This is a genomic window from Leptospira sp. GIMC2001 (genome assembly GCF_028462125.1).
Classification (GTDB): Bacteria; Spirochaetota; Leptospiria; order Leptospirales; family Leptospiraceae.
The window spans coordinates 80,608-93,790 of the sequence record NZ_CP115467.1; the positions used below are offsets into that span (position 1 = coordinate 80,608).

A 13,183-nucleotide genomic window follows, 5' to 3' on the forward strand; every position below is an offset into this window, starting at 1 on the left:
CGTATAAACAATAGGGATATGTTTTTACCGAGTTGAAAATTTGGAACTAGGAGATATAGAAAAAGAATACTTTCGGTTAAGACCGGACCTATATAGATTCCTTTTGTCCAAAACCCGAAGCCATGAATGGGCAGAAGATATCCTCCAGGATACGATTATGGAAATTATTGAAATATACCAAAAGTCTGATTCCATTTTTGGAGCAACCTTCAAGAGCTTTCTCTATAAAGTTGCTTACAATAAATTTATTGATGATACCCGTAAGTCATATAAGAAGTTGGAAGTCTCCACGGAAGCATTGGAGAATGACTGGGAACAGGGTAAAATTGATCAAACGGACTATAGCGAACTGATTTTTAAAACAGTTAATAATATATTAACTAGGGAAGATGTAGATCTAAGAGTAAGAGAAGTTTTAAAACTTCGTCTAATAGATAGATGGAAAATCGAGGATATATCCAACTTTTTATCTCTAACAAGGCAGACCATCCACAGCGATTATAGAAAAGGAATGGAACTGCTTCGATTTGATTTTGAGGAATTAAACCTCAAGCCAGAGGATTTATTTTGAAATCAGAGAAGGATAAATCCTGGGAACAAATTTTCGAAACCTTATGGGAAGAAGAGGGCGACATTCCTCTATCATTCCAAAATTTAAAAAAATGGGAAGACATTTACTATCCTATTCAACCATCTAGTCTGAATGAAGTAGCGTGTATTGAGCGTGAAAAGGTAATTTTCCAAGAAGCTAGAAATCGTCTGGTAAGAACGAAATCCATTCCCAGAGTAAAGTCTAACCTTAAATTTTTATTCCAAACAAAATATATGGGAATAGCCGCTATATTTCTTTTGGGATTTTTATTGTTTTTTACTCAGAATTATTTTCTAAAACAAGAACTCTATGCAAATTTTCAAAGTCCTTATTATATTTCGGGGTTTTCACCAGGAGTGAAAATTTTCCTAGATTCGAAACCCGTCGATCCAACCTCGTTAGAGGAGCAAGTGTTAGATTATAATTCCCGAATATTTTTTCGACTTTCGAAAAATTCCTATCTAGAACTAAAGAGTAAATCATATACGAACGACCGTATAGATGGCTCGAGAAAAATCCAGCTCATTGGAGCGGGGATATACAGCTTGCAATGGAGCGATTTGCAAAAGGAGACTTGGGAGATGAGCTATGGAAGTATGCTTCTATCGGATGAAGTTGAATCTGCCAATAAGGAAAAATTTGAGAATTCTTTCCAAAATAAAAATAATGAACCAAATCCTACAAAAATTTTAACTCAATTCTGGGAGCTAAAAACAGATAATGCCCGTTATACCAAAAAAGGTACAGTCGCTTATTTTAAAACCGATTCCACTGGGGATAAGGTAACGGTTCTAGATGGAGCGATTTTGGTAAGAATGACGGATGCCGATTCCAAGGAAATTTCTCTCTCCAAAGACCAGGAATTTCGACTGCCCAGAAATCTTGAATCAGAGAATAAGATCGGTAACACTGGCATTCCGGTTTTCCCATGGAAAATGGTTCGGCTATCTGAGAGAGATCGAAAAGTATTAGAAAAAAAATTCGATGCTTTTCAATTGGATTCAATAGATGGGAAGTCATCCCGTCTGAGTTCGGAAGATCTGAAAAAAAAATACAAACAACTCCAGATGGTAGAATTCCGAAACGGAGAAAAAAAAGAAGGTTATGTATTTATGAGGTCCGGTAAATGGATGATTCATAGTATAGAAGGGATCCAAGAGATAGATTGGGGGAAGATCAAGGGCATTGAAAATTTTTAAAAGAATTGAGCTTTTCCATTTTTATGTAGTTCATCTAATCATAGTTATAGTTCTAGGCACCACAATTTTAGAGGACATTCAAGCCGAGAGCCTTGAACCAAATGATAGAAATTGGAAAGAGGAATACCAGAGACTGGAACAAAAAAATCTGGAGACTGAAGAGAAGAATCGGTTATTGACAGAAGAATTGAGAGATATGAAATTCGATCGAAATCTGTTGGAATTGGAGAAATCGGCGTCCGATCAATCGGAATCCGTAATCCAAGAGAAGTCTACTCTGTTCTTGGATCGATTACGAGAAGAGAGAAGAGATAAGCTTCAACTAGAAAAAAAGCAAGATTGGATTCGAAAGAGTTTCTATTACCCTGGAGTACAACGATACGAAAATGGGGAATGGGAGAAGGGGCTTCTTTGGTCGATAGGAATTTTTGGTATGCTTGCTGTGAATGTTTTAGAGTATTCGAACGTCTACCAGGCAAAGCGTTCTCTAGATAATACACATAGTTGGGATCTTGCGGGAATCGAAGCCAAGAGGGCAAGATACGACCACGCCTATGAGCGAGCGGGTTTTTTCTTTTTTGTCACAGGGCTACTCTATGTTCTGAATATTGCGGATGCAAGCTTCTTGGTTACACCCAAAATTCCTGAACCCGGTTCTGTTAGAATAGAAATCGACGATGGTTTATTTATAGACCCTCGGCCTTTAGATTCCGAAGAAAGCAGTCTCAGGACTTCGAAAGAGCATTCTATTCACTGGAAAGTAACTCGGTATTTCTAATTTCGATCTGTCTTATCTATATTATTGTACAAAATTTCCAATTTTCCGCAAAAAAAACGAAAACTGATTTTACATTTTCCTTGTAGAATCGTATTACATTTAGAACTTATTTTTTAGGAATTGAAAATGAAAAAGCTTATATCCCGATCCATTCTCCTAACAGGAATCATTCTGTTCAGCAATTGCTTCTTACTTCCAAGCAGTAGCAAAGAGGCAGACTTTTCCCTCCTACTTCTTTTAGGCGGAGTCAACCTTGGTGGAGGAAATGCAGGAGGAGAGGCCGATTTATCTCCAGGAAGTTCGATCGACTTAACGGGAACAGGCGAAAATCAAGGAACACTTGTTGATTCAAATGGAGATGGAGTCTCAGATGGAATTGATTTAACAGGAGATGGAGTTCCCAATATCCTATTGATCGATACCACAGGAGATGGAATTCCAGATGCCGTTGATATCAACGGGGATGGACAACCAGATTTTTTTATAAACCCGAATCCACCTGCAGCCTTGACAACAGGTATTGGAGGAACGGGTCAACCAGTGGTTTTGATTGTTGGTGAACAAGGAAACATTCTAGGTTTTGACACTGATGGGGATGGCACAGCTAACGATACTACCATTGTAACTATCTTGAATGATACATCATCCCCAGTTTTACAAATCTCACCAACGGGAGGAGCCTTTACCACTGGACAGACTATAACCTTGACTTGTGCGGACAATATTGCTCCTGGAAATATTATCTATACAATCAATGGGGCAATCCCAAGTTTTCCCTCGAATGGTACAGTTCTCTCTGGAAAATCAGGAAACATATTACTAAGCCCAGATGGAACTTATGAACTCAGAGCAAGATGTAGGGATCTTGCGGGAAATATTTCTGATCCACCCATTTTGGAAACCTTTATCATTGATTCCAATATCCCCAGTGTAACAATTACTAACCAATCTACACAAGCAATCAGTGTGAATGGTGGAGCTATCAATTCAGCTACCATTGATTGGACAACAGACCGTGCTGGGAACTATACCATCCGAGAAAATGCGGGAGATTGCAATAGCGGAAGTATAGTCGCTGGCCCGACAGCCGTAGGAGCCGGAGCAACTCCGCAGTTTACAAGAACAGCAAACACGCATTTTACTACTGAAGAAACAAAAACCTATCGAATTTGTGTTGCCGATAACAGCTCTGGCTTAACCGGTTCAGTCACATTTTCCATTAGACGGGACGATACGGCACCTGTGATCACTCCAAATCCTGGTAGCGGAAGTTATGGTGTGGCAACATCTGTTTCTTTATCTTGTTCCGATCCAGGAGGAAGCGGTTGTGACAAAATTGCCTATACAACGGCAGTGGGTTCGACTCCTGCCGATCCCGCAATCAATGGACTAACAGGAAATATCGCAGGAGGTGTGCAATACAATAATGTTCCCATATCTATGACAGATGGATCGGTAACTCAGATCAAATTTCGAGCAAGAGACCTTGCTGGTAATGTATCTTCTGTCGTGAGTCAAAGTTATACGGTGGACACGCAAGTTGCGAGTATCACGGTGAATTCGAATACAACAGCGATCAATGCAACTGATATCATGGAATTCCAGTGGCAGAGTTCTCGGGCGGGCAACTACCAGTTCCGATTGGGGGGAACAGACTGTACCAATGGAACAGCTCTGACAAATGGCGGTGGCAATACCAATGCGATAGGCTCTGTCATAGCCGGTGGACCAAATACAATTACTACTCTTGCCAATTCCACCCTTACCACGGAGGGCACTCATACAATCCGCATTTGTGTAACAAACCTAGTTGGAAATTTCGGATCCACTACAAGAACTGTGGCAAAAGACACGACGGCACCTACCTTAGCTATCACATCCCCTTCGGGTGGTGGACCTTTTGCTAGCGGAACCCAGATGGTTCTCATTTGCAGTGATAGCGGATCGGGCTGTGAAAAGATTGCCTATACCCTCGATGGAACCACGCCAACCTTTAATGCTTCTGGTACCATCACAAATGGTTTGCTGTATACAACACCCGTCACTCTTTCGGATGGAAATCGAAGCATTCGAGCCATCTCAAGAGACCAAGCAGGGAACACGAGTACACTAGCCTCAGACAATTTTTATATCGGACCTCCCGATCCGCCGTATACAATAAAGGCATTAGCTGGTGGAACTAGTGCCTTTATTGACTGGTTCCCTTCTGCTGGAGCTACCTCCTACATTGTCTACTATGCAGCGTCACCGGGAGTCACGACATCCTCGAGTAGTTTCGGCCCAGTCTCGAACCTCTATGCCCAACTCACAGGTCTGTCTGCTGGACAGTTGTATTATTTTCGAGTAGTTGCAACTTCTTCTGGCGGAAGCTCGGCTCTCTCTCCCGAGGTATCTGCTTTTACTACAACTGTTCCGTATGGAACTGCTGTAGCCGGCACTCATACTGATATATCGGGAGGACAAGGGACGAATTCGGGTCAATTTCCATCGGTTGTGATTGGTACTATCAACCAGAAACTCTTGGTCGCAACAACAAACGGTGCGAACGGGAGCAGGCCGGGTCTTTTTCGTTGTGATTTGGACGGAACTAACTGCACCCATACCGATATTTCGGCAGGGCAAGGAACTAACTCGGGCGAGTCTCCATCAGCGGTGATCGATCCCGTCCACCAGAAACTCCTGGTGGTAACAAGGAACGGTGCCAACGGGAGCAGACCAGGTCTTTTTCGCTGTGATTTGGATGGATCTAACTGCACCCATACCAATATTTCGGCAGGGCAAGGAACTAACTCAGGCTATTATCCATCGGCAGTCATTGATGCTATCAACCAGAAACTCCTGGTGGCTACACAAAATTTTGGCAATAGTGGTAGACCGAGTCTTTTTCGCTGTGATTTGGATGGAACTAACTGCACCCATTCTGATATATCGGCAGGACAAGGAGATAGCTCGGGCGCGAATCCATCAGCGGTGATCGATCCCGTCCACCAGAAACTCCTAGTGGCAACAATGAATTTTGGCAGTGGTAGACCGAGTCTTTTTCGCTGTGATTTGTATGGAACTAACTGCACCCATTCTGATATATCGGCAGGACAGGGAGATAACTCGGGCTATAATCCATCGGGCTATCATCCATCGGCAGTTATTGATTCCATCAATCAGAAACTCCTGGTGGTTACATTGAATATAGCCAACGGTGCCAGACCGGGTCTTTTTCGCTGTGACCTAGATGGAACTAATTGCACCCATTCTGATATATCGGCAGGACAGGGAACGAATTCGGGCGAATATCCATCGGCAGTCATTGATCCGATCAACGGAAGGCTGATTGTGGTGACGCAAAATGAGGCAAATTCTTTCAAACCAGGTTTGTTCCTATGGTAATTATGGGGATTGGATTTTTGGATCTGCTGCATTTATTTATGATGGCATGTCGCGGAAAATGGAGGAGCGGCCACCATGGAGTCTAGGAATAGAAGAAAATGGGGATCACGGATTAAATGGTAATCATTCCCTCCATGTAACTTTCAAATTCTAAGCATTTCGTTGAGGTTTTCTTTGTCTATTACTTGGCTTGAACATTTGCATGTAAACCATCTTTATCAAAAAAGGTAAATCGGATGAGATTTCAAAGTCTAATCTTTGAATATCATGCCTCAGCAAAAACTTGACTGGAACCTCCAAAATACATATACATCTTTGCCCGAAAAATTCTTTCGAAAAATAGAGCCTACACCAGTTGCAGACCCCCGGCTGGTTTTATGGAATCGACCATTGGCAAATGGATTGGATTTGGTAGATCTAAACAATTCACATTCATCTTCAAATTCGCAGCAATTTGATACTGTCATCCATCAAAAGATCTCCTCAGAACAATCCCAAGAACTCGCCAGTATTTTCTCTGGAAACAAAATCCCCGAGGGTGCAAGACCTATCGCGCAATCTTATGCAGGGCACCAATTCGGTCACTTTACGATGTTAGGTGATGGGAGGGCGATTTTACTTGGAGAGCAGGTTACAAGTAACGAATCTCGATTTGACATTCAACTCAAAGGTGCAGGATTAACTCCCTTTTCCAGAGGAGGAGATGGGAGAGCGACACTATATTCGATGTTACGTGAATATTTAATTAGTGAAGCAATGTTCTATCTTAACATTCCAACGACTCGAAGTCTCGCAGTTGTTGCAACTGGTGAAAAAGTATACCGCGAAGAAATTCAAGAAGGTGCAGTTCTCACACGGGTTGCAGCAAGTCATATCCGAGTGGGGACTTTTGAATTTGCTTACCATTTTCTAACACCCGAAGAATCCAAAGAGCTTGCTAGTTACACGATCAATCGACACTATCCAGAAGCTAATCATTCTTCGAATCCTATGTTGACTTTTTTTCAAACTGTCATGGAGAGACAATTGGATCTCATTCTACATTGGATGCGAGTAGGATTTATACATGGAGTTATGAATACAGATAATATGAGTATTGCGGGTGAGACTATTGACTACGGTCCTTGTGCTTTTATGAATTCCTATGATCCGAAGACGGTCTTTAGTTCGATTGATAGGCAAGGGAGGTATGCTTTTGGAAGTCAGCCAGCAATTGCTCAGTGGAACCTAGCTTGTTTTGCCAATGCTATTTTGCCTTTGCTTCATACTAACAATGATGAGGCTATTGAACTTGCTCGATCGGTTCTTGATTCGTATGCAGATAGTTTTGATCAGAAGTATTGGCAGATGATGGGACTCAAGATAGGAATTCCAAATCTTTCGGAGAAGGATCGAAGCTTGGTCGAGAACCTACGCTTATGGATGGAAAAAAACCAAGCAGATTATACCAATACTTTTTTGGCTTTAGAGAGCAAAGATTATCCAGAGAACAGTCTGTATCTTGACATAGAATTTCTAAATTGGAAGAAAGAATGGAAAAGTCGACTTAATGAATTGAATATAAGCTGGGAGGATGTTCTCAAAATTTTGAAAGCGAACAATCCGTCCGTTATTCCAAGAAATCACAAAGTCGAGGAAGCTCTGATTGCAGCAAGTAGAGATAATGATCTGACTCCTTTGAAGAGATTTCTAGAAATTTTGCAAAAACCATACGAGAGAGAAAATATTTCGACATCCTATCATCTACCTCAGGAGGGAGGAGATCAAAATTATAAAACTTTCTGTGGAACTTAAGTGAGCCAATTCTTCAATTATGGACTAAGGAAATGAAATCCCTTCAACATAGGCTGCATTTAAAACATTTACAGATTTCATATCGATATCAAGCACCGTTTTCTTTTCTGGAAATTGGATAACTTTAAGCTGGCTTTGCCAACCATTCTTTCTATCATAATTGCTTTTTATGAAAACGAGAAACGGATCTAAGGTTGTTACATCTGAAGCATTGGTGCTTTTGTGATAACTGACTGGCAACATCGGTGCCCATTTGTAGCCTTCAGGCAATTTAAAATCTTCAACTAATCCAGATTCTACGTTCACAAGTTTCCAATTTTGTATACTGTCCTCATCATTTGATAATTCTTTTGTGAAAAATACTAAGCTTGAGTTATTTAAAACTCGAAATGTTGGATTCCCTCGATTGAAATATCCATCAGGTGATTTTATGCCGGTTTCAAAGCTAAAAAGTACACTTCGTTTTTTATGAGTTCTATCATACGATTCTAAATTATAACGTTTTTTATCTTTAGTTCGAGAAACATAAGTTAAGAAAATGATATGCTTTCCTTGATTGACGATTCGCGCGCTGGTTATAACTTTATCACTAGCAATTTCTTCTGGTTTACAATTTAAACTACTGCAATAGAATAATTTCTGAGAAAATCCTTCTTGTGCACTTGCCATAATATCTTCCAATCCTTTAACAGATTTATCTTTGATGAAAATTCTAAAAATATGTTCACCGGTTGATAGAAAATCATCGATTTGAGCAGCAGCTTTGCGATAAGTATCAATATGAGGATAAAAAACTTGTTTATCCTCATTGAGTCGAAACAGTCTTTGGTCACCTGATTGGTGTAATTCACCAAAAATAGGAAGATTGAATTCATCTAAGAAGGCAAGCATTCCTCTAAAAACTTTAATTCCTGTATCTTGTGGATAGTTCAACTCGGATAGAAGCCCCGATTCCCATTCATAAATTAGTAATTTCCGCTTTAAATCTAAGAGTGGATTCACCACAGCTAGGATTCTTTTCTTGGAGATCTCAATTCGGTTGGGAAATGCGAGCCCTTGCGATTTGAATTTCTCAGGGAATGGAAGAATTGTCTGGGAGTCACTTGTGATTGCAAGAACATCCATCTTTTGATCAGAATTGCTTGTCACTACCAATAACTTACCCGATTGAGCAGAAAGATTAAAATACGACAAATAAATCCAAATGATTAAAACAAATTTCCAAAGGTTTAAAAATTTCATTAATCATATAAATACTTCAATGATTCCTTTGAGTCAATAAATTTTCGTTCAAAATATTGAATTTGGAATGTAAGGTTTTTATCGAATCTTTTTCTAATACAAGATATATCAACTAATGCGCGTCAGATGAATTGACCCTATCGAATGCGTTTCCATCTTGCTAGCAATTCACCCTTAGGGAAAATTTCTTGAACATCTCGTAACTCACCAGAAGGATTCAGCAAGAAAAATTTTGGCAATTGTTCAAGCTCAGCTTGGAATCTATCGTCATAAGTAAATTCATGAAATTCTTGTGAGTTCTTTATCACTTCTAACAAAACAAAATCTTTCAAGTCAGGAATTGTTTCTGCGAGCGGGCAGGGATTTCCTTTTGGCTCTTCTCCGCAAGGGTACTCGACCATGGCAATCAAAATTGGTTTTTGGTTTAGTTCGGCACTTGCATAGCTTGATGATTTATTTTGAGACCACTCAGGCTTGTCATCAGATCCATATTGCTTATACAATAAGAACCCAAGACTTGCGATGATTGATATAATCAAAACGGAAATTATGATCCAGATGATTTTCTTATTATTTGTCATAAATGGTTTTACTCTAAATGGATGAATCTTCTATTAATGCGATGAATCTTCTATTGATGCGATAAATCTTCTATTGATGCGATAAATAAATTTGGTGGTTCTTCGCATGGACGGGACGGGGCTTAAGCCCCTCGCTTTTCTCACGATCAATCTACATATAACTTGTCAAAAGTTCATTCGCACAATGTCAACTCTATATCATCTCCATGCGGGGGCTTAAGCCCCCGGCTTTGGTGAATTAGAACCAACCATAACACCATCATATAACCCAGCAATCTCTTTCAACATTTTACTTTTCTGTGAATTAGCAGAAAAGACCATCATTACAGAAAAGGTTTCACGAAACTAATAAATGCTTCAATCAGAATAGAGGATCTCAATTTTTTTAATTATTTTACGTAATCTTGAATCTTTTTCTGTCGAATAGGTGTATTGACAATAAAAATCGGGCTTTTCAGAGGGACATATTTTATTTTTAGCTTGTTCAGAGAGGGCTTTGGTATTTATGGTCAAATTTCTGTTTTAGCTTAAGCTGTTAAGGAGGCTGTAGACGAAAAAAGAATGAAAGCATTGGGAAAACACGTGATTGCCGAATTTTACGACTGCGACCATGAGTCGATCAATAACCACGAGCTAGTGGAAACCATCATGTTAGAAGCATGTGAAGTTTCTGGTGCTACTGTGATCAAACCTTCATTTCACAAGTTCAATCCTCACGGCGTGAGCGGTTGTGTTGTGATCAGTGAGTCACATTTCACCATCCACACTTGGCCAGAATATGGTTACGCAGCTGTAGATGTATTTACTTGTGGAGATGTTATAGACAACCAAGCTGCTCTCAATTATATGAGAGAGAAATTTGGTGCTAAGAATGTTTCTGTCGTCGAGATGAATCGAGGTGTTTTAAACCTTGGTGTTGGTGTTGAATTGCACCATAAGCCGGTTAACGCTTAATGACGAACCAAGTGAATTTCGAGGTAGTAGAGGAACCTCCGGGTGAAGACCCCCTAGGCTCTGAAGCTATCTACCTTACCTTCCACCAACCAAACATCCAGAATCTCTCTGTAACTTCGTTACGGGACACCTTCGTGGGGACCGATCATACGGGTCTCTCTGGGTCTTTTGCGCAAATTTCTTGCGAGCAAAACCAGCTTCTCGTCTCAGAGATCCCTTCCACGATCTCGCCTTGGGCTGGACAAAAACTAAAAAATATTTTGCTAGAGGAGGTTTCACAAAATGAAACTTTTTAACAAAGACAAGCTGGTGTCTAGATTTTCCTACCTTCACAGATCTCTCGAGACTGTAGAGAACGAAGCGGGACAATCGATCGTTGTAACGAATGCTCCTATATCTAAAGGAGAGACTGTTGCAGTTTGGGGTGGAAAAGTAGTGCATAAAAATGAATTATTCAATTTAGGCACTCACGCTTACGCTCACCCAATCGCTAAAGATCTTTATTTGGTTACGCCAATCCATGATGATGGACCTGACACAATCAATTTGATTCGCACAAGCGGTAACCCGAATTGTGGATTCAAAGGTGAGATCACTCTTGTAGCTTTGAAGGATATTTTAGCAGGTGAAGAAATCTCTTATGATTCTTACATGCTCAATCCTGAAGTATTGCAAGAAAATGATTCATTCTTTGAAGCACTGAGAAAGAGATACAATGGTCACTTCAGCAGTTTCATCCAAGATGAGATTCAAAAGGATCCAAATCTCAGAATTTTCCCAGCTTTCCAAGAAGGTGCTTGGGGACTTCTGACAAGTATCGATCTAGAAGGTTGCAATCCAGAAACGATTCGCGACGCAGATGCGATCCGTAGATATGTTGTGGAACTATGTGAGTTGATTGACATGAAAAGATTTGGTGATACTCATGTTGTTCACTTCGGTGAAGACGAGAGAGTTGCTGGATACTCTATGTTTCAACTCATCGAGACTTCTTGTATCTCAGCTCACTTTGCAAACGACACCAATGTTTCTTACATTGATATCTTTTCTTGCAAAGGCTATGATCCAAAAGTTGCTGGAGAGTTCACAAAGAAATTCTTTGGTGGCGGAACAATTAGACTCAACGTCGTTAACCGCTTCTAAAGACTCAGCAAATTCTATACTAGGAAATTTATTTCTTAGTATACCTTTTTTTAACCCATCTTGGTTATTCCACCAGGGTGGGTTTTCTATTTTTTAAGCTTGAAATTAATTTACTCAAGAATCCTTATGGGTTGTTGTGCTTCATTACTTTCGCAAAATTTGGAGAATTCAGAATAGAATCGTTTACGGTGATATTTCTCTGCAAGAAACCAATCTTCGATTTCTTCTAACTGTATATTTCTACGGTGGTTTCTGTGGAGCTGCAGCAACTTTATTTAATATAGTTCTTGATCTGAATATCTATCTTACACTAGTCACAGCATTTATGGCTGTATTGTTTTTTGGATTTCATAGATCACTATTTAAAAGCTGGCTTAGTTATAATTTTGGAGTAAGACTTTTTTACTATATTTCGGCTAGTTATTTCAATTTGCTTTGGTTTCTGAATGCAGGAATCGATGGTGGAAATATAATTTTTTTCTATCTTCTTGTTGTTGTGATCATGATTTTTTCCGAGGGCAGGGAGAGAATTTTCCATCTGGTTGTTATTTCTATTAATGTGGTCGTATTATTTTTAGTAGATTATCATTATCCGAACTTAAGTCTAGATTACCCAAGTCGATTGGATCGTTACGTTGATGTTTTGGTATCCGTTGTGATCGCACTCTTTGTTAACTATATTGCTATATCTGTTGTATTGAATGCATTGAAGCGCAATCGAATCGACTCAGAAAAAAAATACAAACTACTCAGCCAAGATTTGAATCTGGCTAAGAAAATCCAAAAAACTATACTGCCCTCGAGAAATTTGATTTCTGAACTTTTTAAAGTGACTACCCATTACCAACCCATGACAGAGATTGGGGGAGATGTTTATTCTGTTGATGAATTATCATCCACGAAGCTCAGGTTTTTTATAGCAGATGCGACTGGACATGGAGTTCAAGCAGCTTTGGTTACAATGCTTATTCTATCTGAATATCTCAATCGCAAAACCGAATATTCTGATCCAGCCAAATTACTAACAAGTCTCAATCGAGCATTTTTGAACAACTACCAAGACCTTCATGCGATCTTTAGTTGTGTGGTATTAGATTGGGATTTCAAGCGAAGGAAAATCTATTATGCTTCTGCGGGTCATATTCCCCAAATCATTATGGATGAAACCGGAGTTAAATTTTTGGAAAAGACTGGTCCCATCATTGGTTTGAAACCCAATGCAGAATACAGAAGAAACAAAATTAGATTGAACGGAGATTCGAAATTATTGCTTTTTACAGATGGATTGACGGAAGCCTTCGATGAACAGAAAAATATGTACGGAGAAGAACGAATTGTTTCATTTTTTGATCAATCCGATTCCAATTTAGATTCAGCGAAACTTATGAACAAGGTTTTGGATGACCTAAAGATTTTTCTTCGCAATTCTTATATTCAAGATGACCTTACCATTGTCGCTGCAACTTCAATAGGGTGAAATACCCTACATGAAATTTAAAAATAAATTGACTAATCT

The 13,183-nt window shown here is 39.6% G+C and carries 10 protein-coding genes; 8 read left to right on the top strand and 2 right to left on the bottom strand.

The annotated features are described in order from the left end of the window. Positions 1 to 40: 40 nt before the first annotated feature. The 5 genes from O4O04_RS00390 (at position 41) to O4O04_RS00410 (ending at position 7,747) form a co-directional block, all read left to right on the top strand. Positions 41 to 571, top strand: coding sequence for an RNA polymerase sigma factor (locus O4O04_RS00390; protein WP_272531582.1), 531 nt, complete (start codon positions 41 to 43; stop codon positions 569 to 571). After that, the gene (locus O4O04_RS00395) at positions 568 to 1,791 is read left to right on the top strand and encodes a hypothetical protein (protein WP_272531583.1); all 1,224 of its coding nucleotides are present in this window, start codon (positions 568 to 570) and stop codon (positions 1,789 to 1,791) included. The genes O4O04_RS00390 and O4O04_RS00395 overlap by 4 nt, the downstream gene beginning before the upstream one ends. Next, positions 1,778 to 2,569 (top strand): hypothetical protein, encoded by a 792-nt coding sequence (locus tag O4O04_RS00400; protein ID WP_272531584.1) that lies wholly within the window; start codon positions 1,778 to 1,780, stop codon positions 2,567 to 2,569. The genes O4O04_RS00395 and O4O04_RS00400 overlap by 14 nt, the downstream gene beginning before the upstream one ends. A 126-nt stretch (positions 2,570 to 2,695) precedes the next feature. After that, positions 2,696 to 5,953, top strand: a complete 3,258-nt coding sequence (locus O4O04_RS00405) for a chitobiase/beta-hexosaminidase C-terminal domain-containing protein (RefSeq protein ID WP_272531585.1) — start codon at positions 2,696 to 2,698, stop codon at positions 5,951 to 5,953. Between the two features lie 267 nt (positions 5,954 to 6,220). Next, positions 6,221 to 7,747 carry a protein adenylyltransferase SelO gene (locus O4O04_RS00410; protein WP_272531587.1) on the top strand — a complete coding sequence of 509 codons (1,527 nt, stop codon included), beginning with the start codon at positions 6,221 to 6,223 and terminating at the stop codon, positions 7,745 to 7,747. Between the two features lie 24 nt (positions 7,748 to 7,771). On the opposite strand, the gene O4O04_RS00415 is transcribed toward O4O04_RS00410, so the two are convergent. Then, entirely contained in the window at positions 7,772 to 8,989 is a 1,218-nt protein-coding gene (locus O4O04_RS00415; protein WP_272531588.1) for a hypothetical protein, read from the bottom strand. Positions 8,990 to 9,126: 137 nt separating this feature from the next. Next, entirely contained in the window at positions 9,127 to 9,570 is a 444-nt protein-coding gene (locus O4O04_RS00420; RefSeq protein WP_272531589.1) for a hypothetical protein, read from the bottom strand. A gap of 561 nt (positions 9,571 to 10,131) precedes the next feature. On the opposite strand from O4O04_RS00420, the gene speD reads away from it, so the two are divergent. The 3 genes from speD (at position 10,132) to O4O04_RS00435 (ending at position 13,144) form a co-directional block, all read left to right on the top strand. Further along, positions 10,132 to 10,524, top strand: a complete 393-nt coding sequence (speD, locus tag O4O04_RS00425; RefSeq protein WP_272531590.1) for an adenosylmethionine decarboxylase — start codon at positions 10,132 to 10,134, stop codon at positions 10,522 to 10,524. A 282-nt stretch (positions 10,525 to 10,806) separates the two neighbouring features. Then, complete coding sequence (locus O4O04_RS00430) at positions 10,807 to 11,667, top strand: S-adenosylmethionine decarboxylase (protein ID WP_272531592.1); 861 nt, start codon at positions 10,807 to 10,809, stop codon at positions 11,665 to 11,667. Positions 11,668 to 11,803: 136 nt separating this feature from the next. Continuing rightward, entirely contained in the window at positions 11,804 to 13,144 is a 1,341-nt protein-coding gene (locus O4O04_RS00435) for a PP2C family protein-serine/threonine phosphatase (RefSeq protein WP_272531594.1), read from the top strand. Positions 13,145 to 13,183: the final 39 nt, after the last annotated feature.

Excerpts from the sequence above, each read along its gene's own strand:
- O4O04_RS00410 (WP_272531587.1), top strand. The coding sequence starts at position 6,221 with ATGCCTCAGCAAAAACTTGACTGGAACCTCCAAAATACATATACATCT.
- O4O04_RS00430 (WP_272531592.1), top strand. The coding sequence starts at position 10,807 with ATGAAACTTTTTAACAAAGACAAGCTGGTGTCTAGATTTTCCTACCTT.
- O4O04_RS00405 (WP_272531585.1), top strand. The coding sequence starts at position 2,696 with ATGAAAAAGCTTATATCCCGATCCATTCTCCTAACAGGAATCATTCTG.
- O4O04_RS00415 (WP_272531588.1), bottom strand. The coding sequence starts at position 8,989 with ATGAAATTTTTAAACCTTTGGAAATTTGTTTTAATCATTTGGATTTAT.
- O4O04_RS00420 (WP_272531589.1), bottom strand. The coding sequence starts at position 9,570 with ATGACAAATAATAAGAAAATCATCTGGATCATAATTTCCGTTTTGATT.
- speD (WP_272531590.1), top strand. The coding sequence starts at position 10,132 with ATGAAAGCATTGGGAAAACACGTGATTGCCGAATTTTACGACTGCGAC.